This window comes from Campylobacter sp. US55, assembly GCF_004378955.1.
GTDB lineage: Bacteria > Campylobacterota > Campylobacteria > Campylobacterales > Campylobacteraceae > Campylobacter_D > Campylobacter_D jejuni.
The window spans coordinates 83,936-107,551 of sequence record NZ_RYYF01000002.1; the positions used below are offsets into that span (position 1 = coordinate 83,936).

A 23,616-nucleotide genomic window follows, 5' to 3' on the forward strand; every position below is an offset into this window, starting at 1 on the left:
ATGAATACAAATTTCAAATTTCAAAATAACACTCTTTTTATCTTTGGAATTTGGGATAAAACAAGCATTTATAAGTTAAAAATAAAAGATTTTTTAGCTTTGATTCAAAGCAAGGAAGTGATTTTTGATTTTAAAGATCTAAAAGCAATCGATACCGCTGGAGTGAGATTTTTCCTTGCTTTGGAAAATGATCTTAAAGATAAAAATATTAAAATCACCAAAGAAGGCTTAAATTCAAGCTTTCAAACCCTTTTTGAACTTTGTGAAAAAAACTACCAAAGACTAAGCAAAACAAAAAAATCACATAAAAATTTCAGTGAATACTTTATCGATCTTGGAAAATTAAGTTTAGAACTTTTAAAAATTTTAAGAAAATTCATCAATTTTACAGGAGCTTTTTTCACAAGTCTTTTTTTATGCCTTAAAAATCCTAAAAATTTTCGCTTTATTGCTTTTTTATATCATATAGAAAATTCTGCTTTTAAAGCCTTGCCTATAGTTATTTTAACTGCTCTTTTAGTAGGAGTGGTTTTAGCCTATCAGGCTGCTTATCAACTCGCACAATTTGGAGCCAATATTTTCATAGTGGATTTGATGGGAATTTCAGCCACTAGAGAACTTGCACCTTTAATCGCTGCCATAGTGATCGCAGGAAGAAGCGCAAGTTCTTATACCGCACAAATTGGAGTGATGAAAATTACTGATGAAATTGCAGCTATGAATACTATGGGTTTTCGCTCTTTTGAATTTATTATTATTCCACGTGTCATGGCTTTGGTAGTGGCCATGCCTTTAATCGTTGCCGTTAGCGATGCAATCAGTATTATAGGTGGAATGATGGTTGCAAAATTAAATCTTGATATTTCTTTTGTCGAATTTTTAAGACGCTTTAGAGAAGCTGTCGATATAAAACATATCTTTATAGGACTTGCAAAAGCACCTATTTTTGGATTTTTAATAGGACTTATTGCTTGTTTTCGTGGTTTTGAGGTAAAAAATACTACACAAAGCATAGGAATTTATACAACAAAAAGCGTTGTAAATGCTATTTTTTGGGTGATAGCTTTTGATGCTTTATTCTCCGTTATTTTAACTTCTGCAGGAATTTAAATGGTTATTAAAGCACAAAATATCATTACAAAATTTGGAGAAAAAATTGTCCATAATGGCGTAAGTTTTGAAATCAAAAAAAACGAAATTTTTGGTATTTTAGGAGGTAGCGGAAGTGGAAAATCCGTCCTTTTAAAACAAATGCTTATGCTTGAACATTTTGATGGTGGAGAATATGAAATTTTAGGCTATAAACTTAAAAATATCAACGAAGAAGATGGACTTACTTTGCGTAAAAAATGGGGTGTGGTTTTTCAGTTTGCTGCACTTTTTAGCTTTTTTAATGTTTATGAAAATATCGCCATTCCTTTAAAAGAATACACTCATTTAGATGAAAATAGCATACAAGAACTGGTTTTAATGAAGCTAAAAATGGTAGGCTTAAACGAAAGTGTTTTAAAACAATTTCCAAGCGAACTTAGTGGCGGTATGCAAAAAAGAGTGGCAATTGCTAGAGCTTTAGCACTTGATAGTAAATTGCTTTTTTTAGATGAACCTACTTCAGGACTTGACCCTCATAGTAGTCGTGAATTTGACGATTTGGTTTTAGAGTTAAAAAAAAGTTTTGATTTAAATATCATTTTGGTTACACATGATAAAGAAAGTATGAAAAATTTACTCGATCGCTTTATCATTTTAGAAAATAAAAAAGTTGGATTTTGCGGTACTTATGAAGAATTACGCCTGCAAAATGAACGACTTTTTAAAAGATTTATGGAGTAAAAGTGGAAAATAGAGCAAATTATTTTTTTGTAGGACTTTTTGTTTTTGGAGTATTTTTTGCAAGCCTTGGTTTCATACTTTGGCTTGGTGGATACTCTAAAGAAGAAAGTTTTAAGTATTATGAAATTCACACACAAGAATCCGTTGCAGGACTTGGCATAAAAGCACCTGTAAGGCTTTTGGGTGTGGAAGTAGGTAGCGTAGAAGAAATCAGCATTTACAATCAAGATGAACTCGGCGTTAACATACGCATCAAGGTCAAAAATAACACGCCTATAAAAGAAGATACTTTTGCTACTTTGCAACTTCAAGGTATCACAGGACTTAAATTTGTCCAACTTCAAGGCGGAAGTAAAAATAGTAAAGATCTAGTATCTATCCACGGAAAACTTCCAGTCATTCCTTTTAAAGAAAGTTTTTTAGCAACCATAGACAGACAAAGTGAACATATTTTTTCTTTGGTTAAAACGGCCGATGATAAATCAAAAGAACTTTTAAGCGAAAAAAATCTTAAAAATCTAGAAATCCTTTTGCAAAATCTAGCAGAATTAAGTGCAAATTTAAACGCTAATTCTAAAAATTTAAGCCTTAATCTTTCAAACGCAAGTTTAAAAATAGGAAAAATGGCTGATAATATAAGCCTTAGTGCACAAAATTTCAACTCCAGTCTTAAAGACATAAAAGAAAGTACGATGATTTTAAAAAAATTCATAAAAAAAGCTGATGAAAAATTAAACACTTATGATGATATTAAAGCATCTTTGATGCAAAATTTAGAGCTTTTTAAACGAGTTTTAATTGAAAGCAATATTCTAATAGAAAATTTACAAAACAGCCCTGCTGATTTGATTTTTAAAGAAACCAAACCTAAACTAGGACCAGGAGAAAAATAATGCTAAAGCAATTATTCTATATTTTGACTTTTATTTTTATGTTATGCGGATGCTCTTTAAGACACGAAACCATCAATAAAAATGAAAATATCATATTAAAAGACGAAGGAATAGACTCAAATATTTTTTTTAAAAAAACCAGTAAAATTCTTAAAATTCGCAATGCAAATGCACCTTTGTATTTAAACTCGCGAGCTATTGTTTATATAGATAATGGTTTTAGCAACAAATACGCACATTATTTCTGGGGAGATTTGCCAAGCAATCTTTATTCTTTTTTAATTTTGTCAAAATTTGAACAAAGCAATATTTTTACAACCTTACTTTCTTCAACAAGCTCTTTAAGCGCGGATTATGCTCTTGAAAGCAGGATTAACTCTTTTGAGCAAATTCTTAATAACAATGAAAACTACGCTCAAATTTCTATAAGCGTAAATTTCATAAATCTTGAAAACAATCAAATAATAGCTCATAAAATTTTCAATACTAAAGAAAAAATAGAAAAAAAAGATATCCGCTCTACTTATGATGCTTTTCAAAAAGCCTTGAATAAAATTGGCAATGAGATTGTTTTTTGGGTAAATTCTAACTTATCCTAATTTAGGAACACTTTTTGCTTTTTAAATATTTAGCAATATTTTTGAAAGGTAAACAATGAAAAGTGATTTAGATATATTTAAAAAACACTTAGGCGAAATTCAAAGCGTGAATGAATTTAAAGCAAATCAAATTTGCTCTCAAATCAATGATGCAAATGATTTTATAGGAGCACTTCAAGTACTTGATATGTCTTTAAAAAAAATAGAAAAAAGCATTCTAGAAAGAATAGATGAAAATTCAGATGATATGCAAAAAAGAACTCTTGATGCCACAGCATCACAACTTATACAAAACTGCTCTTTCATGGGAACAGCCCTTTTTGGAAATATTTTCAATGTTTATGTTGGTAAAAAACTTTTTGAATTTGAAATTGCTAATCCGCTTTTAATTCTTCAAACAAGTAATTATGAAGGTGTATTGGCCTATATACAAGATAAAAGAGATGAAATAAAAATCATTCTATCAGAATTAGCAACCGCAATTACTATGGGCGAAACTATGGATAATGCTGGAATTTATAACTCTACAATGGATTTTAAAAATTTATTTAAATAAGAATAGTAATCGTTTGTTCTCTTTAAGCAAATATAATATATTTTAGCTTAAAGAGATTTTCCAAACTCTTAAAAGAGAGTTAGGCTACGAATAAAAAGGGGGAGGGAAATAGCCTAACCCAAACGAGATCTTAAAAGATCTCTTTAAACTAAAATAAATATTTAGATAATTTAATAAAAATTATTAAATTATCTAACCATATTTATGTTTTAGTTTAATACAATGTGGCACTTTATTCTAATAACACTTAATATATGATAAAAATATTATTTAGTAACTTAAATTATTAAAGAATATTACTACAATATTATTTAAAAAATTTTAAATTTTTAGAATTTTAAGAAAAAAATATTATTTTATAATTTAATATCATATCATAGAAAGAATTTCAGCACGCCCATTAATCACGGCAACACAATGTTCATAATGAGCCGCATTCAGCCCATCAATACTTCCAGCATCCCATTTTCCATTATAATGCTTTGGTGTTCCATCTTTTTGGCATATCATAGGCTCTATGCAAAACACCATTCCATTTTTAATTTTAGGGCCACTTTTTGCACTCGCACCTTTTTCTAAATAGTTTAAAATTTCAGGCTCTCCATGGGGCTTTCGTCCTATACCATGCCCGCAATATCCACGAAGCGGGACAAAACCTCTTGCATGGATAAATTCGCCTAAAGCAGCTGAAAGTTCCTTAAAACGCATTCCATCACGAATAATATCTATAGCATGATATAACGCATCTTTAGCACAAGAGATTAAAGCTTTATCAGTGGGTGAAACTTCTCCTATAGCAATAGTTCTTGCTGCATCCCCATAATACCCATCAATCAAACTTCCCACATCAAGACCTAAAATATCACCCTCTTTGATAATTTTATCATCTGGAATTCCATGGATACAAACTTGATTTAAAGATGTGCAAATGGCACCTGGAAAACCATAAAGTCCCTTAAATGATGGCTTGGCGCCAAGGCTTAAAATATAATCTTCTGCCATTTTATCAATTTGTTTTAAGCTCATTCCTATTTTAATTTCATTCTCTAAAAAATTTAAAGTTTTTGCTACAATTTGATTTGCTATTCTTAATTTTTCTATTTCATCTGGTTTTTTCAATTCTATCATTTTATTTCCTTATAAATTTAGCCAAATTTTAGCAGTATTTTTTAAAGATTCAACATCGCTTGAAGCATAAAAATGTAATCTTGCTTTATGATTTTTCAAATCTATATTTTCTCTTTCTTTAAGAAATTCAACTATGGCATCTCCTGAATGAATTAATTTTGTTTTATCGCCAAAATACTTACTTAAAGAACGACCTAGTAAAGGGAAATGAGTGCAAGCGAGTATCAAAGCATCTGGAGTTGTGATATTTTTAAAATAATACTCCATAGCACTTTGCAAAAAATCTCCTTCAAAAATACCTTCTTCAACCATAGGCACAAAAAGCCCTGTAGCTAAAGCATTTATATTTGTATATCCTTGGGATAATAAACGCTTTTGGTATTCTTCTGATTTAATGGTTGCTTTTGTTGCAATGACTAAAATTTCTTTATTTTTATCATGCAAAGCTTTTATCGTTGCTTCAACCCCTGCATCAATTACACCATATACTGGAAAATGTGCTTTTGTCCTTAAAGCATCTAAAGCATAAGCACTAGCAGTATTACATGCAATGATAAGCATATCAATTTGAAATTGTTCAAAAAATTCCAATGCTTCAAGACAGAACTTTATAATAGTATCTTTATCTTTTACTCCATAAGGAACTCTTGCGGTATCTCCATAATAGATAATTTCATCAAAAAGTCTAGCTTCATAAAGAGATTTTAAAACGCTAAGCCCCCCTACCCCGCTATCAAATACACCTATTTTCACTTTAATACCTTCTTGCTCCTATATAACGAGCCTTCCAATAAGAACTATTTAGCTCGACTTCTTTTACTCCACCTTTAGTAGATAAATGTATAAATTTTCCCTTGCTCATATAAATACCAACATGCATACCATTTGGCCCTCTACCTGTCTTAAAAAATACCAAATCTCCTGTTTGCAATTTTGATTTAGAAACTTTTCTCCCAGAACCTAATTGAGTTTTTGTGGTGCGAGGTATGCGTATATTAAGCTGAGCTAATGCACTCTGTGTAAATCCTGAACAATCAGCACCTTTTTTAGTAATTCCACCTAAAACATAAGGAGTTTTTTTCCATTCATGTGCTATAGTCTTAAGTTTTGTTTCTTTATTTGTATTATAAATTGGACGAGTATAGTTTAAATTCTGATAAAAACTACATCCGCTTATAAAGAATATAATCGTGATGATGAAAAAAATATGCCTCATCAATCCCCTTAAGATCGAGCAGCAAAGAATTTAAGATAAATAAAACCCCAAATCCCAGAACAAAATGAAGCTATGAGAATAGCTAAATTATCTGCATAATTAAAAATATCGCTAACTTCATACGCCAAGCCATCGATAAACAAACTCATTGTAAAACCAATTCCTGTAAGTATACAAACCCCATAAAGTTGTTTCAAATTTGAACCTTGGGGCAAGGCTGCAAATTTAAAACGGATTGCCAAATAAGAAAACAAAAATACACCCACTTGTTTACCCACAAAAAGCCCCAAGAAAATACCTATACTTACACCTGAAAAAATTGCTCCTATATCGATATTGGATAAATTTACTCCAGCGTTAGCAAAAGCAAATAAAGGCAAGATAACAAAAGCGAGCCAAAATTTTAGACTTTCATAGATTTCTTCTAAAAATGCTTCTCCATTTTTAGTTTGCATCGGTATAAAAAATGCTGTTATGATTCCAGCTAAAGTTGCATGCACACCACTTTTTAAAACACTAATCCAAAGAATAACTGAGCAAATAAAATAAAAAGACTTTCTTGTTATTCCTAAAATATTTAAAACAAGCATTGCCAAAATAGCAATTCCTGCAACGACAAAAGCAACTATTGATAATTTTGTCGTATAAAAAATAGCTATAATTAAAATAGCACCCACATCATCAAAAATAGCCAAAGAAAGTAAGAAAATTTTTAAACTTGATGGAATATGCTTGCCACACATCATTAAAATCGCTAAGGCAAACGCTGTATCTGTAGCTGTAGGTATAGCCCAACCTTTTAAAGTATAAGCATCTCCTATATTTACCAAAGCAAACAACATCGCAGGTATAAGTATACCTCCTAAAGCAGCCATAAAAGGTAAAACAATATTTTTAGGATTTTTAAAATCCCCGTGCAAAAATTCCTTCTTAAGCTCAAGCCCTATAGCAAAGAAAAATATAGATATAAGCCCATCATTTATCCAAAGTAAAAAAGGCTTATTAAGCTCAAATTCACCTACGCTAAATCCGACTTTTAAATTTAGAAATTCTCGATAATGTTCGCTAAAAGATCCATTTTGCACAAGCAAAGCAAGCAAAGTACAAACTATAAGTAAAACACCACCAAAAGCCTCGTTTAAAACTAAAGTTTTTAATTTATGTACTATATTATTCATTTAACAATCTTAAGATAAATAAAACCAACAATGGCACTTAAAAAACTAGCTATTAAAATAGCAAGTTTATCCGCATGTTCAAAAATATCACTATTTTTATAAGCCAAACCATCAATAAACAAACTCATCGTAAAACCAATGCCTGTTAAAATACATATACCATAAAATTTTCCATATTTAATATTTTCAGGTAGTTTTGCAAGCTTAAGTTTGATAGCAATAAAACAAAAAGTAAAAACACCTAGTTGCTTTCCTAAAAATAATCCTAGAATAATTCCAAGACTTACAGGCGAAAATACCGAACCAAGATGCATATCTCGGATATCAATCCCAGCATTAGCAAAAGCAAATAAAGGCAAGATAAAATAAACCACCCAAGGATTTAAATCCTTAAGAACTTCATGCAAATAAGGTTTTTTATTTTTTGTATCAAGCGGTATAAATAAAGAAATGATCACACCAGCCAAAGTCGCATGTACTCCACTTTTAAGCATAGCTATCCACAATACAACACCTACTAACACATACAAAGAAAGATGGGTGATGTGATAATAATTTAACAAAAGTAGAGCAAATATACAAAACAAACAAATAATAATCGCCAAAGCTGAAAGCTGATCTGTATAAAATAAAGCAATGATAACAATAGCGCCCAAATCATCAAAAATAGCTAAAGAAAGTAAAAAAAGCTTTAAACTTGTAGGAATTTTATTTCCTAAAAGCATCAAAATACCCACTGCAAAAGCTATATCGGTTGCTGTAGGTATTGCCCAACCTTTCATAGCAAAACCATGGGAATAATTAATAGCAGCAAAAATTAAAGCAGGAGTAATCATACCCCCCAAAGCTCCAAATATAGGTAAAGATACAGCTCTTATATTTTTAAGCTGTCCGCGTAAAATTTCATATTTTAACTCAAGCCCTATACATAGAAAAAATATAGCTATCAAACCATCATTTATCCATAAATCCAACGACTTTGAAATTTGAAAATGATCAAATCCTACTGTAAAATTAGCATGAAAAAAATCTGTATAAATAACACTTAAAGAAGAATTTTTACATAATAAGGCTAAAAATGTAAAAAATATAAGCAAAATACCAGGGAAAGTTTCACTTAAAACCATCTTCTTTATCATTTGCATCCTTGCTCCTAAATAAATATTATAAAAATTTAATACGATAAATAAAATGGCAAAATTATAACGAAAAAATACTAAAGAAATAATTATTTAAAAAAACAAGCTCAAGATACCAACAAGTTCTTAAGCTTATTCTTAAGATATTTAAGCGTAAATATCCAAACCACTAGAGCTAGAAACTTGTGGAGCGGAGGCTTGAGAGACACCTTCCATACCTTCGATGAGTTCATTCATCAATGCCTCGTTTGTGTCCATAGATTTTTTCAAAACTGAAGTATTAACAGCAGTCATTAAATTAGCATTACCCATAGAAACATCTGAAACCATATCATCCTCCTTTTAGATTGAGTCTTAAGACTTTATTTAAATCGGATGATATTTTTAAAACTTAATATTTTTTACTAAACTTTTTAAAATTTTTCAAGGAAACCAATATCTGAAATTAAAAATCATAAATTTTTTAAGATAAAATCCTATTTTAAAAATTTTTACACTATGAAACAATAAGCAAAATATAAATAGTTGATACTTTTAGAAGCAAATGAAATAGATAAAATTTTACTTCAATAAATTTAAGTTTTATCTTATTTATACGATTTATAATATAATCAAAAATTACAACTTAAAAAGCTATTGCAATTATATAGGAGTTTGCTAATGTTACTTAATACACCTTGTAGGGGAATAGTAGATACAAATTTAAAATTTCAAGAAAAAAAAGAAAAAGTAGAAGCTAAAGCTGAGAAAGAAGAAGCAAATAAAGATAATAGCAATTCTACAAACACGGATACCAACAAAAAAGATAAACTTTTGGATATATCTGCTTAATCTAAAATATGCTATAACCATCTCCTTGAAGAATACAATAAATGATTTTTTGATTTTTATTAAGCTTTTAAAACATCAAAAAAGGAAAAATTAAAAATGCAAAAACAATATCCCAAAGTGCATAGCTTAAAAGAAAACCTTGCGATACTTAAAAACAACCCATATTAAATCACAAAAATAAGATATATTTAAAAATTTATTAAAATATATCTTAAATACAATTAATAAAAAATATTATCGATACAAAAGCTTATTTTTTAGTTCTATTTAAGATTTTTAATATTATACTAGCCATTATTTATTTTGATAATAAATATTATTTTTATCAAAAACTAAGGATAATGATAATGAAAATTTTTAAAATTATATTTTTAATTATAAGTATTTTTTTATCAAGCTCAGCTTTTGCTAGAGTAGATGATTATATTAATGAAGCAAATCTTATCAAAGACATGCTAAAACAAAGCATAGAAACTTACAAAAAGGGTGATAATCTAGGTGCTAAAAAGCTTAGCGAAGATGCGTATTTTCAACATTTTGAAAATATGGAAGGCCCTATAGGAAGAAACATAGGAAGAAAAGCCATCACCATGGAGCGTAAATTTGTAAATTTGCGTCGTATGTATAAAGATGAAGCTCCTTTAACACAAATTAATGCTTTAGTGGATAGCCTTTATTATGATCTTGATGAAGTAGCCCCTATTTTACAAAATGGATATCGTTTAAAAGCAGAAGCAAGCGATACAAACTATGATAAGACTAAAGCTGAAAAATCAAGCCTAGAAGCCAATGCCAAACGCGAAGCTGATGCAGAAGCTTTAATCGCACAAATGATGGGCGTGGATAAAAAAGATTTAGCACAAAGTTCTTTAACCACCCAAGCTCCTATACCTGCAAACGACGACACAAGCAAACTTACAGATGATAATGCAAGCGCTGATTTACAAGCTGCCGCTGCAATGGACGCAAGATTGCAATTTATACTAGATAATATCTCTACCAAATTTTCACAGGCAGCTAATGCTTTTAAAGAAAAAAACTACCAAGCTAGTAAAGATTTTTTAAATGATGCCTTATTTAGTGATTATCGCAATACCAAAGTAGAAATTTTAGTAAATAAATTTACCAAAGCAGGAAACGATCAAAAAATTCAACAAGCCATACGCACCCTTATACGCCAAATCAACGATGCAAAAATAGATGAAAAAGGCTTAAGAGATGGCTTAGATAACATAGAAGAACAAATTTTTGATGTTTTCTTACAAATTCCAAATTCAGAACTTTCAAGTTTGCAAATTTCAGGCTTTAATGATGAAGCAAAAGGCAAAGATTATACCAAAGTTTCTAATGATATCAAACTTGCTTTAGATGAAATTTTAAAAAATTATGATGGCTTTAGTGCTTCTATAGTAGATGATTTACAAGGAATTTATCTAGATATTTTTGAAGCAAGCGGTATGGAAAATAAAATCGGTGCTGTAGATAGTGGCTTAAAACTTAAAATAGAAAGTTTATTTTCCAAAGGTGTGGCACTGATTAAAGCAAGTGCAGATAAAAAAGAGCTTGAAGCTACTTTTAATGACTTAGAACAACTCATAGCAAGCAGTGTGGATAAAATTCAAGATTCTACTCCTTATTCGCTGTTTATATGGGCTTTAGGTATTATTTTGCGTGAAGGCTTGGAAGCTTTGATTATCGTTGTAGCCATTGTTTCTTATCTTGTGCAAAGTGGTAATAAAAATCGTCTAAATATCGCCTATAGTGCTCTTTTTACAGGAGTGATTTTAAGTTTTGTTACCGCTTTTGGAGTTTCTTGGCTATTTAAAGAAAATGCGGGACAAAGTAGAGAGCTTATAGAGGGTATTACCATGCTTATAGCCGTATTGCTACTCTTTTATGTGGGCTTTTGGTTACTTTCAAACGCACAAAATAAAAAATGGACAAGCTTTATCAAACAAGGTGCTATAGATGCCATATCAAACAATAGTGCAAAAACCCTTTGGATCACCGTATTTTTAGCTGTTTATAGAGAAGGTGCAGAAACTGTGCTTTTTTATCAAGCCTTGCTTTTTGATGCTAAAACAAGCACTGATTTTAGTGCTGTTTTTGGCGGGCTTGGACTTGGAATTTTAATACTTATTGTTTTATATTTTCTTTTAAAAGCAGGAGCCATTCGCATACCTGTAAAACAATTTTTCTATATCACTTCTTACATTATTTTTTACATGGTTTTTGTTTTTACAGGCAAAGGCATAGCTGAACTCATAGAAGGAAAAATCATCATTCCTAGTCTTATACCTATGAATTTTGAACCGATTTTATGGCTTGGAATTTATCCTTACTATGAGACTTTAATCCCTCAATTTATAGTTTTGATCATGCTAATTATTGGCATTTTGATAACAAAACAAATTTCAAAAAAAGGAGTAAAATCATGATAAAAAAAGTTTTATCAGTAGTTGCTGCAGCTGCGGTTATTAGTACAAATTTATTTGCAGGCGAAGTGCCAATCGGCGATCCAAAAGAACTTAATGGCATGGAAATAGCCGCTGTTTATTTACAACCTATTGAAATGGAGCCAAGAGGTATTGATTTAGCTGCATCTTTAGCAGATATTCACCTAGAAGCTGACATTCACGCACTTAAAAACAATCCAAATGGTTTTCCAGAAGGTTTTTGGATGCCTTATTTAACCATAGCTTATGAACTTAAAAATACCGACACAGGTGCAATTAAACGCGGAACTTTGATGCCTATGGTGGCTGATGATGGTCCTCACTATGGCGCAAATATCGCTATGGAAAAAGATAAAAAAGGTGGCTTTGGCGTAGGAAATTATGAACTTACTTTTTATATCTCAAATCCAGAAAAACAAGGTTTTGGACGCCATGTTGATGAAGAAACAGGCGTGGGCAAGTGGTTTGAACCTTTTAAAGTAGATTATAAATTCAAATACACAGGCACGCCAAAATGATTTTACGCTCGGATTTTCCGAGTGTTTAAATATTTTTATTTTTATTTGAAAAATTAAAATAACAATGTTTAAAGAGTAAATTATGAGTATATATTTTGTGCATTTTCTTATCAGTGTTTTACCGCTAAGTATTTTAATGGCCTTTATCACTCCTGATAAAAAATATATTTTTAAAAGTTTTTTAGTAGTTTTTTTGGGCTTTTTGTTTGGATATTTTGCTTTTTTTATCGCGGCACAATTTTTAAAAACCGAAAATTTAATCTTTAATTTTGATTTTGTTTTTATAGGTTTATTGCTAGTAAGCTTTATATTTTATTTTTGGAAAAAAATTGAAATTTTAAATTTTATTTTATTGGGAATTTTAAGTTTTTGCACCGCTTTGCATTATTATTTTTTAAGTCAAGATTTCCCTATTTTTACTAGCTCTTTAATCGATAGCGAAGGTATAAGTTCTTTAGGTTTTATTGCTTTAGCCTTGCTTGTTTGTATTTTGATTTTCTTCTTTTTAAAATGGCAAAAAAATTTTAATCAAAAAACAAGCTTTATGCTGTTTTTACTGCTTATCCTTATGGAAAGCGATAAAGCTCTAGCCAATATCTTGCTTACTTTAATGCGAAATTCCATCATAGAAACTCATACTTTTTTGGTGAGTTTTGTAGGAAAAAGTAATTATTTTGGTGTTTTTGGAATTTATGTTTATTTAATTTTCATCGCTTTTTTAGCATTCTTAAGCTTAAAAATTCGCAAAAAAAATATAAGCAAAAAACAAATTTTAGATATAAATTATCGCAAAAACGAAGCTAAAACAAGTCTTATTAATCGTTATTTTTCCAGTGTTTTTATCTCCTGTGTTATAAGTTTTTGCATTATTTTATACTTTTTTATGGTAAGCTCTAAGCCTTTAACCATAGATGAGCCTAAAGAAATTTTACCCGATAAGAATGGCAAATTTATCTTTGATATAGCTCTTTTAAGGGACAACAAACTCCACCGCTTTGCTTATATCAGTGCTGAAGGCAAGGTGATAAGGTTTTTTCTTATCAACAAAAGAGAAGATAGGGATTCTCCTGTAGCTGTTTTTGATGCTTGTATGATTTGTGGAGATATGGGCTATATCAAAAAAGATGGACAACTCATTTGCATTTCTTGCAATGTGCGTATTTTCTTACCTAGTGTAGGCAAAAGCGGGGGTTGCAATCCTATCCCACTCAAATACGAATACGATGGTAAAAAAATCACCATAGATGTTAAAGATGTAATAGCAGGATCTAATTATTTTAGTCAAATCAAGGAAATTGAAGTGCAAGATCCTGTATCAAAAACAAAGGTTATAAACACCCAAGCTCCTTTTTCTTATAGCTATAAAGGGATTACTTATTATTTTTCAAATCAAAACAACTATGAAGAATTTAAAAAAGATCCTATAAAATATGTAGAAGAAAACGAAGCCCAATTTTTAATCCAAAGGAGAAACGATGTTGGCTAAAATGATTTTTAACTCTATATTTAAAAACAAAATTCAAAAATTTTTAGCCTTTCTTACTTGTTTTTTAGCCACGCTTTTGCTCTCTACTATGCTAAATATTACCCTAAGTATAGGCGATGAAGTAACTAAACAACTCAAAAGCTATGGCTCTAATATCCTTGTTTTACCCAAAGGCTCAAGTCTTAGTATAGAAATAGGTAATGAACTTTATGAACCCTTAAAAAACAAAAACTACCTAGAAGAAAAAAATTTATATATGATTAAAGACATTTATTGGCGTAACAACATCACCGCACTTGCTCCTTTTTTAGAAGGTAAAATCGCAATTGAAAACTCCCAGCAAAAAGCACTTATTTATGGCACTTACTTTCAAAAAGCCATAAAAATTAAAGATGATGATGATTATATCACAGGTATAAAAAGTCTTTATCCTTATTTAGCAGTCCAAGGAGAATGGGCAAAAGATGATAGCAATGAAATCATGCTAGGCGAAGACTTTGCTAAAAACAATAAACTAAAATTAGGAGATACTATCAAACTCATAGGAGAAAACAATCAAAGCAAAGAAGCAAAAATCGTAGGCATTTTACTTCATGCCAATCCTAAAATGTCAAATAAAATCATCACTCCTTTAAATTTAGCTCAAGATTTACTCAACAAACAAGGGCTTTACTCAAGTGCAGAAGTAAGAGCTTTTACCATACCTGAATCAGCCCTTTCTGAAAAAGTGCGTCGCATGGGCGAAGAAAAATTAGATCAGTTAGAATATGACAAATGGTATTGCTCAGCTTATGTAGGCTCAATCGCTAGTCAAATTAGCGATGGCTTACCAGGTGCTGATGCAAAAGCTCTAAATGCTATAAGCGATGCTCAAAGCTTGGTGGTTAAAAAGATCCAATCCTTAATGGGCATTACTTGTATTATTTGTCTTATTGTTGCAAGTATTGCGATTTCAAGTCTGATGAGTTCTGAAATTCATCGTAGAAAAAAAGAAATAGGACTTTTAAAAGTGCTTGGTGCTAATACTTTTCAAATTTATCTCATCTTTGCTAGTGAAAATTTAATCGTAGCTTTATTTGCTGCTTTATTTGGATTTATTTTTGGCACAGCACTTTCTCAAATCATCAGTCTTAGTATTTTTGGATATTTTATTGATATAGCCTTTGTAGCTTTACCTTTAAGCTTTATTTTTGCAGGACTTATTGCCTTGCTAGGTTGCTTGCTTCCTATCAAAAATATCACACAACTTTCAGCCGCAGGAGTGCTTTATGGTAGATAAGTTTTTCCTTAATGAACTTTTTAAAAGCATTAGCTTTTCTTATCAAAGACTTTTTATTATAGTTTTAAGTGTTTTTATAGGAGCACTTACTTGCTCAGCTTTTTTAAATATTTATTTTGATATTGACACCAAACTTTCTAAAGAATTAAAAGCTTATGGAGCAAATGTAATGATAAGTCCTAAGCAGGATGAAAATTTTATCTCCAATGCTGAGTATGAAAAAGTAAAAGAAAAATTAAAGGCTAGAGCTTTAACTCCTTTTTTGTATGATTTTTTAAATTTAGGCAGTACAAGCGGAGTGGTTTTAGGCACTGATTTTAGGGCTTTAAAAATCACTAAACCTTTTTTAGAAGTTAAAGAAGGAAGCTTTTCTCTAAATGATTTTGATGAAAATTCAGCCTTTTTAGGGGTTAATTTAGCCAAGCAACTAGGACTAAAAACAGGCAATGAACTTCAAATTTACAATCCAAGCAACGGAAAAAGCACAAAACTTACCATAAAAGGCATACTTTCAAGCAATGATGAATTTGATAGCATTGTTTTAGCTCCTTTAAGCGTGGTGCAAAATTTAAGCGATAGAGCCGGTATTAACTATGCTAATGCTGTAGTTTATGGAAATTTTGATGAAGTTAAAGCCAAAACACAAGCAATCAGCAATGAATTCATCGATGCAAAACCTATATCTTCAGTATCCTTAAGTGAAGGTTTAGTGCTTGGAAAAATCAAAGCTTTAATGTTTTTAATCATACTTGTAGTATTGATCATAGTCACTACTAGCGTTAATACGACCTTAAGCTCTATTATATTTTCTCGCAAAAAAGAAATCGCACTGCGTTTAGCCTTGGGTGCGAAAAAAAGTGAAATTTTTAAACTTTTTGCTAGTGAATGCTTTATAGTAAGTTTTTTTGCTAGTTTAATCGGAGCTTTTTGTGGGATATTTTTAGCCAATGTCTTTGGTTATTTGATTTTTAATTCTAGTATTGATTTTAGATTTATAGCTGTTTTTATAGCCTTAATCATTTCTTTGATTTTTGCCTTTTTGGCTGCATTTTTTCCTATAAAAAGAGCATTAAAAATCAATGTGTGTGAAAATTTGAAAGGTGAATGATGAAAAAAGAACTTATTAAAATAAACAACTTAAATAAAGAATTTGGCAAAGTTAAAGCCTTAAACAATATCAACTTAAGCGTCTATGAAGGAGAATGGCTTGCCATCATGGGTCCATCAGGAAGTGGAAAATCAACGCTTTTAAACATACTATCACTCATGGATACTCCAAGCTCTGGAGAGTATATCTTAGACAATGAAAACCTAGAGCAAATGGATGAGGAGCAAAAAATCACCTTGCGTCGTGAAAAAATAGGGCTTGTCTTTCAACAATTTCATCTTATCCCCTATCTTAACGCTTTAGAAAATGTTATGCTCTCTCAGTATTATCACTCAAGCGTAGATGAAGAAGATGCCAAAATGGTTCTTGAAAAAGCAGGACTTTCGCATAGACTCACTCATTTACCTAGCCAATTAAGTGGCGGGGAACAACAAAGAGTTTGCATAGCAAGAGCTTTAATCAACAACCCAGAGCTTTTACTCGCAGATGAACCCACAGGAAATTTAGATGAAGCCAATGAACAAATCGTTCTTCAAACCTTGCAAAAATTAAAAAATGAAGGCAAAACCATAGTTTTAATCACACACAATCCTGATTTGGCTAAATTCGCAGATCGAACCCTTATCTTACAACATGGGGTGTTAAAATGAAAAAAAGCCTTTTAATCTTAAGCATTTTGTTTTTGCTCAATGCTTGTTCTTTTGAAAATTCAAAAGATACTGGAAAAGTTGGAGAAAAAAGCGCTGAAATTTCAGCTAAAGATACCTTAGGAAAAGCTGTAAAACTTGCTGATGATAACACAAGTTTAAAAATCTTAGTCTTTTTTCAAAATGGCTGCCCTTCTTGCTTAAAAGAACTCCCTTCTTTAGATGAATTCATACAAAATCACCCCAATAAAATCAGTGTTTATGCTATAAATTCCATCGATAATGCCAATGTGGTTAAGGTTTTAGCCGAACAATTTGACTTTAAAAATGTAAAAGTTTTAAAAGACGATCTTAAAATCACCAATGATCGTTACGCTGTGTTTGCAACCCCTACTACCATCATCATTAAAGATGGGATGATAAAAGATAGAATTTTAGGAGAAAAACCATGGGAATTTTTCGAATCCAAGCTTATTTCTTTGCTTTAATCATAGCTTTATTTTTTGTAGCTTGTGATAGTGGAGAAAATTTTAAAGCTTTAAATAGTGATAAAACCTATAATTTTGCCTACAATGGTTTTGAAAAAAGCCTAAAACTAAATGATAAAGCGCAAAATTTTGCCTTAGTATTCTTCACAAAAGATTGCGGAGTTTGTAAAGAACAAATTCCTATTTTACAGAATTTGGCTAAAAATTATGATTTTAGTATCTTTGTGGTTTTAGGTGATGTAAATGATGCAAATGATGCAAAAACTTGGGCTGATGAAAAAGGTTTATCTAATTTAGCAATGTTTTATGAAAAAAGAGCAGCTAAATACCTTTCAAGTGCCATTGGGGAAATATATGGAGTACCTGTGCTTAGTTTTTTCAAAGAAGGAAAAATGGATGAAAAATTCATAGGCTTAACTCCTTATAGCATACTTGAAAAAGAAATCAAAAAAGTAAAAAGCTAAAAATTTACTTTAAAGCTTTTTATCTCCTATAAAATATCCATAAAGCTCATAGCTTCCATCTTTTTTCATCAAAATTACAGGATATTTTTCACTATAACCTTGTTCCATTCCTGGGCTTCCTTGCGGCATGCCAGGAGCTGAAATTCCTATAACATCTTTAGGTTTGTTTTCAAGCAACCATGCTATAGCACTTTCAGGAACATGCCCTTCAATAGCATAGCCTTCGATCACACCTGTATGGCAACTTTGATATTCATCTTTTATACCCATTTTTTCTTTGATTTTAAGAAAATCATTGGTTTTATGAACACTAACCTCATAACCCTTAGCTTTCATATAATCAGCCCAAAGATCACAACAGCCACAAGTAGGACTTTCATAAACTTGTATTTCCTTAGCCTGCGTAAGAGTGAGTAAAAAAAGAATGGTTAAAATTGTTTTTTTCATAATTGCTATCCTAAGTAAAAAATATATAATAATACTTTTATAAAGTTAATATCATCACATTTTTAACACTAAAAATGAATTTACAAAAATTTAATCAAGAAAAGATTTTAATGAGTGCTGATTTTGTCTTTACAGCAAAGATATAAAAGATAAAACGATTTAAAAAAACTAGAAATTTTTAACTTAAAAAGCTTAAAATTTAGATATATTTTATACTATGTTTTTTATAATCAAAACCTTTATGGTGTGAAAGCTCTAAAATAATAGAGCTTTCAAGTATTATTTGAAATTATAGCGCTTTGAAGAGATATCAGAACGACAATTAACATCATTGCTTAATTTTATAGGTCTATCAAGATGATCACATTCAATATCCCATTCAGCAGCCCAATTTGTTTTTCTATCTACAACTAAGAAAGAATTCATTATAATAGACAGTCTTTCCTTTTGCTATCCTTTGTTTCATTACTTTAAAACTGCCCCTTTGAATAACATTATATTGTTCTGGATCATCTTTTTTGATACTTTCTATAGCATAAATCTCTAAGTTATCAGTGTTAAATTGATTTTTCATTTCTTCTTTAGCATCTTCTAAAGCTATTTTTGCATAGGCATCATCTCCTCCTGATACTTTAACTAAATTAGAATCATGTATAGCAATAACACCTGCAAATGCTGAAACACTTAAAGCAACTAAAGCTGCCAAAGCTAAACCTAATTTTTGCATTTCATCTAACAATCATAAGAAATTTTAAAATGAAATAAAAATTTATGAGAAATCAACTCTTGTTTGAAAATGATAAAAGTAAGTGGTGCGGATGAAAGGACTTGAACCTTCACGCATTGCTGCACCAGATCCTAAGTCTGGCGTGTCTGCCAATTTCACCACATCCGCTAAAGTGGTACGCCCAAGAGGATTCGAACCTCTGACCTACGGCTTAGAAGGCCGTTGCTCTATCCAGCTGAGCTATGAACGCATATAAAATCTTGGTGGTGCGCCCGATAGGAATCGAACCCATAACCTACAGATCCGAAGTCTGTCGCTCTATCCAGTTGAGCTACGAGCGCTTAGTGGGGTGAGTGATGGGAATTGAACCCACGACCCTCAGGACCACAATCTGATGCTCTAACCGACTGAGCTACACTCACCATTTTGTATAAATTTATAAAAAATGGTCGGGGTGAAAGGATTCGAACCTTCGGCCCCTTGGTCCCAAACCAAGTGCGCTAACCAGACTGCGCTACACCCCGAATAAATAAAAGGAAATATTTTATCACAAAATAATTTTAAAGTCAAGGATTTTCATCTCTTATTCTTAAAAAAACCGGAAAGCGAGGTAAGGAATTTTTGGTCAATCCATTAAATTTATAAGTCACAATACTACCAATTTTTGGAGGATTTTTTCTATCTTCATCTTTTAAACCACTGCCTATTTTAATGATTTGTCCATTAGGCATTTTACAAAGTAAGGCACCTACTTGATTTTCAAATTTACCCTTGCCCTTGCGAAATCCTACCAACTCACATTCTGCATCGTCATAGGGTTTTAATTTCATAGCATTTTTACTTCTGCCTTTTTCATAAGGACTTAAATTTTTGCGTATAACAATACCTTCTCCTTGATTTTTTATAATGCTTTTGTAAAATTGATTTAAATTATTTTGATTTTCAACTGGAATTTGAGGAATAATTTTTATATAGGCACTAGGATATTTTTGTAAATACTCTTCTAAAACAGCCAGACGATTTTTAAGAGTGCAAGTAGAAATTTGAAATTCTTCACAAGCATTTGGCACATCAAAAATATTATAAGTTACTTCCTTCCATAAGGTCAAATTGCTATCGCCAGTACGAATTAAAGCTGAAATTTCATCAAATTTATTTCTTGCTATCCAAAGCTCACCATCAATAGCAAAAGGAGGGAAATTTTTTGTAAAAAAGTCAGGAGTTTTTATTTGGTAATTTTGGCGAGTTTTTAGATATTTTCCATCCCAAATTCCACGCACCCCATCAAGTTTTTCGCTCATCAAATAAGCATTAAAATCTTTAGAATTAAAATCTTGCTTATCGAATTTGTTAAGAAGTAAAATTTCATTAGCAAAAACTAAACAAGCACAACATATTAAAAAAATAAATCTCATCAAAGCAGATTAATCATATATCCAGTTGCATCTTTTTGAATATTATAATTATAAGTTCCATCAAGATATATTACAAGTCGATAATATCCTTTATGAGATCCAAAGTCTATGCGTTTAAAAATAGAATTGCTAAGGCGTATGTTTTTTGTAGGGCTAATCAAATTAGATCTAAAATCTATAACGATTTTACTTGGATTTCCTACTGAAAAATCTGTGATCATTTCATCACTAGTGTTAAGTTTTATTTTGTTTTTATAAACCGCGTAAGAAATAAAATCATAAATCTTTGCAACCTGTAAAGGTATTTCAACATTGGCTGTTGAGTTTGATTCTTGTTTAGAGCTATTTTTTTCAGGTATAGTAACTGAAACATCAAGTACTTTTGAAGGATCAGGGCTTTTAAATCTTGATATAGTATAAGTATCGTGCCAATCAATACTTTTATTGACATCTAAATCGATCTTATCTTCACTTCCGTCTAAATTGATATAATTAAAAGTGATGCTTTTTAAAATTCTTGCACTAGAATTAAATTTAACTTCCTCTTTTTGAAATTCAGGTGGAGCAACCAAGGTTATATTTTGATCTGCCTTGAAAGGATTTTCATCAGCATATAAAAGAGAGGTAAAAATAAAAAATATTGCCAAAATTCTAGTTTTCATTTGGGTATAATCCTTTTAATTCAAAATAATCTTTTTGTGCTTTAGCATTTTGTTCTTTGAGCAAAATAATCTTTTTATTAAGCTCTTCTTTGGTATTTTCTAAGCTTAATAAAGTGTCTAAAGAATACTGCCCAAAAAACATATTGCCAAAATAAATCGCTCCAATTACAACAAGAAAAGCCCAAAAAATCATTTTTATAACATGGGTATAAAAACTTTTTTTTCTTGTGCTTTCGTCGTATTCTTTAAGTAAATCGCTCAGAGCTTTTCTCCTAAGTATTCATCGCTTTCAAGTTCAATTTCAAGCAAGCGATTGTATTTTGCGGTTCTTTCACCTCTTGCTAGGGCTCCTGTTTTGATTTGTCCTGTATTTAAAGCCACAGCAAAATCTGCTATAAAAGCATCTTCACTTTCTCCACTTCTATGACTCATCACACATTTATAGTTATTTCTTTGCGCTAAACGCACAGTTCTCATAGTTTGGGTAATAGTTCCGATTTGATTTGGTTTAATAAGCACAGCATTTGCCATTTTTTTGATGATGCCTTCTCTTAAAATATCTTCATTAGTTACAAATAAATCATCGCCTACAAGCTGAATTTTATTGCCCAATTTTTTAGTAAGCTTTATCCAACCTTCAAAGTCATTTTCAGCTAAGCCATCTTCGATACTGCAAATTGGATATTTTGCACAAAGTTCTACATAGCATTCGATCAAATCCTCGCTTGAAAAAGCCTTGCCTTCCATGTGATATTTGCCATCTTTGAAAAATTCTGTACTTGCCACATCAAGAGCGATTTTTACACGATTTTCATAACCTGCTTTTTTGATACAAGTCATTAAAAGATCGATAGGTTCTGTGTTGTTAGCTAAATTTGGAGCAAAACCGCCTTCATCACCTAAAGCCGTAGAATGTCCAGAATTTGCGAGTTCTTTTTTTAATATCGCATAAATTTCACAAACTGAACGCAAAGCTTCTTTAAAGCTAGTAAAACCAAAAGGCATGATCATAAATTCTTGAAAATCTACATTGTTGTTTGCATGAGCACCGCCATTTATGATATTACACATTGGCACGGGTAAAATGCTCGCATTTGCACCACCTAAGTAACGATACAAAGGCATTCCCAAAGCAGCCGCAGCCGCACGAGCTGTTGCCATAGATACGCCTAAAGTCGCATTTGCACCTAAATTTGAGTAATTATTTGTTCCATCAAGCTCACGCAAAGTATCATCAAGTTGAGTTTGATTAAAAGCATCTAGTCCTAAAATTTCATCTGCAATGGTCTCATTGACATTTGCAACAGCTTTTAAAACGCCTTTTCCGCCAAATCTTTCATCATTATCACGCAATTCTAAAGCTTCTTTTGAACCTGTACTTGCACCACTTGGAACTATGGCCGCACCTACACTTCCATCGCTTAGCGTAACTTCGGCTTTTACGGTTGGATTTCCTCTACTATCAAGAACTTCATAGGCTCTAACATCTTCAATTACTAACATTATTCCTCTCCTTCGTCATCTTCGCTACCGCTGATCATACCTTCTATTCCCATAGAATTTTGAATTGCTTTTGTGATTTCATCTGCAATTTCAGGGTTTTCTTTTAAGAAAGCTTTTGAGTTTTCTCTACCTTGTCCAAGTTTTTTATCTTTATAAGAAAACCACGCACCACTTTTATCTACGATATCAAGTTTTACACCATAATCGATCAATTCACCTTCACGACTTAAACCCTCTCCAAACATCACATCAAATTCAGCTTGTCTGAATGGAGGAGCAACTTTATTTTTAACTACTTTTACTTTAACGCGGTTTCCTATAGGTTCTTCGTTTTGTTTTAAGGTTGCTACTTTTCTAACATCTAAACGCACAGAAGCATAAAATTTTAATGCATTTCCACCTGTTGTAGTTTCAGGAGTACCATAGCCCATAGCACCAATTTTCATACGAATTTGGTTGATAAAAATCACCGTGGTATTCATTTTATGAACTATACCTGTAAGTTTTCTTAGAGCTTGAGACATAAGTCTTGCTTGAAGCCCTACATGTTGATCGCCCATATCGCCTTCAATTTCTGCTTTTGGGGTAAGTGCTGCAACGCTATCTACTACGATAAGATCTACTGCACCACTTCTTGCTATAGTTTCTACAATTTCTAAGGCTTGTTCTCCAAAATCAGGTTGAGAAACATACAAATCATCTGTATTTACACCTAAATTTTTAGCATATTTTACATCAAGCGCATGTTCTGCATCGATAAAAGCACAAACTCCACCTGCTTTTTGGCATTCTGCGATAATATGTAAAGTTAGAGTGGTTTTACCTGAACTTTCAGGCCCATAAATTTCTATAATTCTTCCTTTTGGAACACCGCCTATACCTAAAGCAAGATCAAGCCCAACTGAACCTGTGCCTATGCTATCGATTTGCTCGACTTCTTTATCCCCTAGTCTTAAGATAGTACCTTTTCCAAAGGTTTTATCTAAACTTTTTAGGGCAGCGTCTAGGGATTTTCTTTTATTATCATCCATAACTTTCCTTAA

Annotated in this window: 26 protein-coding genes, 5 tRNA genes and 1 pseudogene; 14 read left to right on the forward strand and 18 right to left on the reverse strand. The window is 31.3% G+C overall.

Annotated elements, in window-relative coordinates; genetic code table 11:
- Genes ELQ07_RS02055 through ELQ07_RS02075 form a run of 5 tightly spaced genes read left to right on the forward strand, consistent with a single transcriptional unit; the run spans window position 1 to window position 3,881 of the window.
- Window positions 1–1,110: an MlaE family lipid ABC transporter permease subunit gene (locus ELQ07_RS02055; RefSeq protein ID WP_070316583.1), complete on the forward strand. Its 1,110-nt coding sequence runs from the start codon at window positions 1–3 to the stop codon at window positions 1,108–1,110.
- The gene (locus tag ELQ07_RS02060; protein WP_070300793.1) at window positions 1,111–1,833 is read left to right on the forward strand and encodes an ATP-binding cassette domain-containing protein; all 723 of its coding nucleotides are present in this window, start codon (window positions 1,111–1,113) and stop codon (window positions 1,831–1,833) included.
- 2 nt (window positions 1,834–1,835) lie between these two features.
- Window positions 1,836–2,726: an MlaD family protein gene (locus tag ELQ07_RS02065; protein ID WP_070316584.1), complete on the forward strand. Its 891-nt coding sequence runs from the start codon at window positions 1,836–1,838 to the stop codon at window positions 2,724–2,726.
- On the forward strand, window positions 2,726–3,325 hold the full coding sequence (locus ELQ07_RS02070; RefSeq protein ID WP_070316585.1) for an ABC-type transport auxiliary lipoprotein family protein: 600 nt from the start codon (window positions 2,726–2,728) through the stop codon (window positions 3,323–3,325). The genes ELQ07_RS02065 and ELQ07_RS02070 overlap by 1 nt, the downstream gene beginning before the upstream one ends.
- 55 nt (window positions 3,326–3,380) lie before the next feature.
- Window positions 3,381–3,881, forward strand: a complete 501-nt coding sequence (locus tag ELQ07_RS02075) for a flagellar FLiS export co-chaperone (protein WP_002871263.1) — start codon at window positions 3,381–3,383, stop codon at window positions 3,879–3,881.
- A gap of 369 nt (window positions 3,882–4,250) precedes the next feature.
- On the opposite strand, the gene map is transcribed toward ELQ07_RS02075, so the two are convergent.
- From map to ELQ07_RS02105, 6 genes are all read right to left on the reverse strand, one after another.
- The gene (gene map, locus ELQ07_RS02080; protein ID WP_002868878.1) at window positions 4,251–5,009 is read right to left on the reverse strand and encodes a type I methionyl aminopeptidase; all 759 of its coding nucleotides are present in this window, start codon (window positions 5,007–5,009) and stop codon (window positions 4,251–4,253) included.
- A gap of 9 nt (window positions 5,010–5,018) precedes the next feature.
- Window positions 5,019–5,762: a glutamate racemase gene (murI, locus tag ELQ07_RS02085; RefSeq protein ID WP_004298135.1), complete on the reverse strand. Its 744-nt coding sequence runs from the start codon at window positions 5,760–5,762 to the stop codon at window positions 5,019–5,021.
- Window position 5,763: 1 nt separating this feature from the next.
- Window positions 5,764–6,225 (reverse strand): C40 family peptidase, encoded by a 462-nt coding sequence (locus ELQ07_RS02090; protein WP_070316587.1) that lies wholly within the window; start codon window positions 6,223–6,225, stop codon window positions 5,764–5,766.
- 8 nt (window positions 6,226–6,233) lie between these two features.
- Window positions 6,234–7,403 (reverse strand): Na+/H+ antiporter NhaA, encoded by a 1,170-nt coding sequence (gene nhaA / locus ELQ07_RS02095; protein ID WP_038816441.1) that lies wholly within the window; start codon window positions 7,401–7,403, stop codon window positions 6,234–6,236.
- Entirely contained in the window at window positions 7,400–8,548 is a 1,149-nt protein-coding gene (gene nhaA, locus ELQ07_RS02100; RefSeq protein ID WP_070300797.1) for a Na+/H+ antiporter NhaA, read from the reverse strand. The genes nhaA (ELQ07_RS02095) and nhaA (ELQ07_RS02100) overlap by 4 nt, the downstream gene beginning before the upstream one ends.
- Window positions 8,549–8,689: 141 nt before the next feature.
- Window positions 8,690–8,872 carry a YjfB family protein gene (locus ELQ07_RS02105; RefSeq protein WP_002856010.1) on the reverse strand — a complete coding sequence of 61 codons (183 nt, stop codon included), beginning with the start codon at window positions 8,870–8,872 and terminating at the stop codon, window positions 8,690–8,692.
- A 330-nt stretch (window positions 8,873–9,202) separates the two neighbouring features.
- Between ELQ07_RS02105 and ELQ07_RS08210 the strand changes: the two genes are divergently transcribed.
- The 9 genes from ELQ07_RS08210 to traF all read left to right on the forward strand — a co-directional run bounded on the left by ELQ07_RS08210 (window position 9,203) and on the right by traF (window position 17,819).
- Window positions 9,203–9,373, forward strand: coding sequence for a hypothetical protein (locus ELQ07_RS08210; protein WP_166738573.1), 171 nt, complete (start codon window positions 9,203–9,205; stop codon window positions 9,371–9,373).
- Window positions 9,374–9,720: 347 nt separating this feature from the next.
- Complete coding sequence (locus ELQ07_RS02110) at window positions 9,721–11,811, forward strand: FTR1 family protein (RefSeq protein ID WP_134224662.1); 2,091 nt, start codon at window positions 9,721–9,723, stop codon at window positions 11,809–11,811.
- Window positions 11,808–12,347, forward strand: a complete 540-nt coding sequence (locus ELQ07_RS02115; protein WP_002778842.1) for an iron transporter — start codon at window positions 11,808–11,810, stop codon at window positions 12,345–12,347. Before ELQ07_RS02110 ends, ELQ07_RS02115 begins: the two co-directional genes overlap by 4 nt.
- Before the next feature lie 82 nt (window positions 12,348–12,429).
- A complete protein-coding gene (locus tag ELQ07_RS02120; protein ID WP_070316591.1) occupies window positions 12,430–13,833 on the forward strand; it encodes a Fe-S-containing protein in 1,404 nt (467 codons plus the stop codon).
- The gene (locus ELQ07_RS02125; RefSeq protein ID WP_096702749.1) at window positions 13,823–15,112 is read left to right on the forward strand and encodes an ABC transporter permease; all 1,290 of its coding nucleotides are present in this window, start codon (window positions 13,823–13,825) and stop codon (window positions 15,110–15,112) included. The genes ELQ07_RS02120 and ELQ07_RS02125 overlap by 11 nt, the downstream gene beginning before the upstream one ends.
- Window positions 15,102–16,220: an FtsX-like permease family protein gene (locus ELQ07_RS02130; protein ID WP_096702751.1), complete on the forward strand. Its 1,119-nt coding sequence runs from the start codon at window positions 15,102–15,104 to the stop codon at window positions 16,218–16,220. The genes ELQ07_RS02125 and ELQ07_RS02130 overlap by 11 nt, the downstream gene beginning before the upstream one ends.
- The gene (locus ELQ07_RS02135) at window positions 16,217–16,870 is read left to right on the forward strand and encodes an ABC transporter ATP-binding protein (RefSeq protein WP_079862120.1); all 654 of its coding nucleotides are present in this window, start codon (window positions 16,217–16,219) and stop codon (window positions 16,868–16,870) included. Before ELQ07_RS02130 ends, ELQ07_RS02135 begins: the two co-directional genes overlap by 4 nt.
- Window positions 16,867–17,355 carry a TlpA disulfide reductase family protein gene (locus ELQ07_RS02140; RefSeq protein WP_070316595.1) on the forward strand — a complete coding sequence of 163 codons (489 nt, stop codon included), beginning with the start codon at window positions 16,867–16,869 and terminating at the stop codon, window positions 17,353–17,355. Before ELQ07_RS02135 ends, ELQ07_RS02140 begins: the two co-directional genes overlap by 4 nt.
- Window positions 17,316–17,819 carry a conjugal transfer protein TraF gene (traF, locus tag ELQ07_RS02145; RefSeq protein ID WP_134224663.1) on the forward strand — a complete coding sequence of 168 codons (504 nt, stop codon included), beginning with the start codon at window positions 17,316–17,318 and terminating at the stop codon, window positions 17,817–17,819. The genes ELQ07_RS02140 and traF overlap by 40 nt, the downstream gene beginning before the upstream one ends.
- A 9-nt stretch (window positions 17,820–17,828) precedes the next feature.
- On the opposite strand, the gene ELQ07_RS02150 is transcribed toward traF, so the two are convergent.
- From ELQ07_RS02150 to recA, 12 genes and pseudogenes are all read right to left on the reverse strand, one after another.
- Window positions 17,829–18,266: a DUF411 domain-containing protein gene (locus tag ELQ07_RS02150; protein ID WP_002858990.1), complete on the reverse strand. Its 438-nt coding sequence runs from the start codon at window positions 18,264–18,266 to the stop codon at window positions 17,829–17,831.
- 279 nt (window positions 18,267–18,545) lie between these two features.
- A pseudogene (locus ELQ07_RS02155) lies at window positions 18,546–18,993 on the reverse strand (hypothetical protein).
- A gap of 83 nt (window positions 18,994–19,076) precedes the next feature.
- Window positions 19,077–19,161 (reverse strand) — tRNA-Leu (locus ELQ07_RS02160).
- A 5-nt stretch (window positions 19,162–19,166) separates the two neighbouring features.
- A tRNA-Arg gene (locus ELQ07_RS02165) sits at window positions 19,167–19,243 on the reverse strand.
- 14 nt (window positions 19,244–19,257) lie between these two features.
- Window positions 19,258–19,334, reverse strand: a tRNA-Arg gene (locus ELQ07_RS02170).
- Window positions 19,335–19,338: 4 nt separating this feature from the next.
- A tRNA-His gene (locus ELQ07_RS02175) sits at window positions 19,339–19,415 on the reverse strand.
- A gap of 24 nt (window positions 19,416–19,439) precedes the next feature.
- Window positions 19,440–19,517, reverse strand: a tRNA-Pro gene (locus tag ELQ07_RS02180).
- A 42-nt stretch (window positions 19,518–19,559) separates the two neighbouring features.
- Window positions 19,560–20,408: a DNA ligase gene (locus ELQ07_RS02185; protein WP_134224664.1), complete on the reverse strand. Its 849-nt coding sequence runs from the start codon at window positions 20,406–20,408 to the stop codon at window positions 19,560–19,562.
- Window positions 20,408–21,070, reverse strand: coding sequence for a glycoprotein CgpA (gene cgpA, locus ELQ07_RS02190; protein ID WP_052794987.1), 663 nt, complete (start codon window positions 21,068–21,070; stop codon window positions 20,408–20,410). The genes ELQ07_RS02185 and cgpA overlap by 1 nt, the downstream gene beginning before the upstream one ends.
- Window positions 21,060–21,263 (reverse strand): hypothetical protein, encoded by a 204-nt coding sequence (locus tag ELQ07_RS02195; protein ID WP_002839177.1) that lies wholly within the window; start codon window positions 21,261–21,263, stop codon window positions 21,060–21,062. Before ELQ07_RS02195 ends, cgpA begins: the two co-directional genes overlap by 11 nt.
- Window positions 21,264–21,328: 65 nt before the next feature.
- Entirely contained in the window at window positions 21,329–22,573 is a 1,245-nt protein-coding gene (eno, locus tag ELQ07_RS02200; RefSeq protein ID WP_134224665.1) for a phosphopyruvate hydratase, read from the reverse strand.
- A complete protein-coding gene (gene recA, locus ELQ07_RS02205) occupies window positions 22,573–23,604 on the reverse strand; it encodes a recombinase RecA (RefSeq protein WP_002851424.1) in 1,032 nt (343 codons plus the stop codon). The genes eno and recA overlap by 1 nt, the downstream gene beginning before the upstream one ends.
- Window positions 23,605–23,616 lie beyond the last annotated feature (12 nt).

Bases quoted from the DNA above. Each gene is read 5' to 3' on its own strand.
- ELQ07_RS02055 (WP_070316583.1), top strand. From the start codon at position 1: ATGAATACAAATTTCAAATTTCAAAATAACACTCTTTTTATCTTTGGA.
- ELQ07_RS02060 (WP_070300793.1), top strand. From the start codon at position 1,111: ATGGTTATTAAAGCACAAAATATCATTACAAAATTTGGAGAAAAAATT.
- ELQ07_RS02070 (WP_070316585.1), top strand. From the start codon at position 2,726: ATGCTAAAGCAATTATTCTATATTTTGACTTTTATTTTTATGTTATGC.
- ELQ07_RS02075 (WP_002871263.1), top strand. From the start codon at position 3,381: ATGAAAAGTGATTTAGATATATTTAAAAAACACTTAGGCGAAATTCAA.
- map (WP_002868878.1), bottom strand. From the start codon at position 5,009: ATGATAGAATTGAAAAAACCAGATGAAATAGAAAAATTAAGAATAGCA.
- ELQ07_RS02090 (WP_070316587.1), bottom strand. From the start codon at position 6,225: ATGAGGCATATTTTTTTCATCATCACGATTATATTCTTTATAAGCGGA.
- nhaA (WP_038816441.1), bottom strand. From the start codon at position 7,403: ATGAATAATATAGTACATAAATTAAAAACTTTAGTTTTAAACGAGGCT.
- nhaA (WP_070300797.1), bottom strand. From the start codon at position 8,548: ATGCAAATGATAAAGAAGATGGTTTTAAGTGAAACTTTCCCTGGTATT.
- ELQ07_RS02105 (WP_002856010.1), bottom strand. From the start codon at position 8,872: ATGGTTTCAGATGTTTCTATGGGTAATGCTAATTTAATGACTGCTGTT.
- ELQ07_RS08210 (WP_166738573.1), top strand. From the start codon at position 9,203: ATGTTACTTAATACACCTTGTAGGGGAATAGTAGATACAAATTTAAAA.
- ELQ07_RS02110 (WP_134224662.1), top strand. From the start codon at position 9,721: ATGAAAATTTTTAAAATTATATTTTTAATTATAAGTATTTTTTTATCA.
- ELQ07_RS02115 (WP_002778842.1), top strand. From the start codon at position 11,808: ATGATAAAAAAAGTTTTATCAGTAGTTGCTGCAGCTGCGGTTATTAGT.
- ELQ07_RS02120 (WP_070316591.1), top strand. From the start codon at position 12,430: ATGAGTATATATTTTGTGCATTTTCTTATCAGTGTTTTACCGCTAAGT.
- ELQ07_RS02125 (WP_096702749.1), top strand. From the start codon at position 13,823: ATGTTGGCTAAAATGATTTTTAACTCTATATTTAAAAACAAAATTCAA.
- ELQ07_RS02130 (WP_096702751.1), top strand. From the start codon at position 15,102: ATGGTAGATAAGTTTTTCCTTAATGAACTTTTTAAAAGCATTAGCTTT.
- ELQ07_RS02135 (WP_079862120.1), top strand. From the start codon at position 16,217: ATGATGAAAAAAGAACTTATTAAAATAAACAACTTAAATAAAGAATTT.
- ELQ07_RS02140 (WP_070316595.1), top strand. From the start codon at position 16,867: ATGAAAAAAAGCCTTTTAATCTTAAGCATTTTGTTTTTGCTCAATGCT.
- traF (WP_134224663.1), top strand. From the start codon at position 17,316: ATGGGAATTTTTCGAATCCAAGCTTATTTCTTTGCTTTAATCATAGCT.
- ELQ07_RS02150 (WP_002858990.1), bottom strand. From the start codon at position 18,266: ATGAAAAAAACAATTTTAACCATTCTTTTTTTACTCACTCTTACGCAG.
- ELQ07_RS02185 (WP_134224664.1), bottom strand. From the start codon at position 20,408: ATGAGATTTATTTTTTTAATATGTTGTGCTTGTTTAGTTTTTGCTAAT.
- cgpA (WP_052794987.1), bottom strand. From the start codon at position 21,070: ATGAAAACTAGAATTTTGGCAATATTTTTTATTTTTACCTCTCTTTTA.
- ELQ07_RS02195 (WP_002839177.1), bottom strand. From the start codon at position 21,263: ATGATTTTTTGGGCTTTTCTTGTTGTAATTGGAGCGATTTATTTTGGC.
- eno (WP_134224665.1), bottom strand. From the start codon at position 22,573: ATGTTAGTAATTGAAGATGTTAGAGCCTATGAAGTTCTTGATAGTAGA.
- recA (WP_002851424.1), bottom strand. From the start codon at position 23,604: ATGGATGATAATAAAAGAAAATCCCTAGACGCTGCCCTAAAAAGTTTA.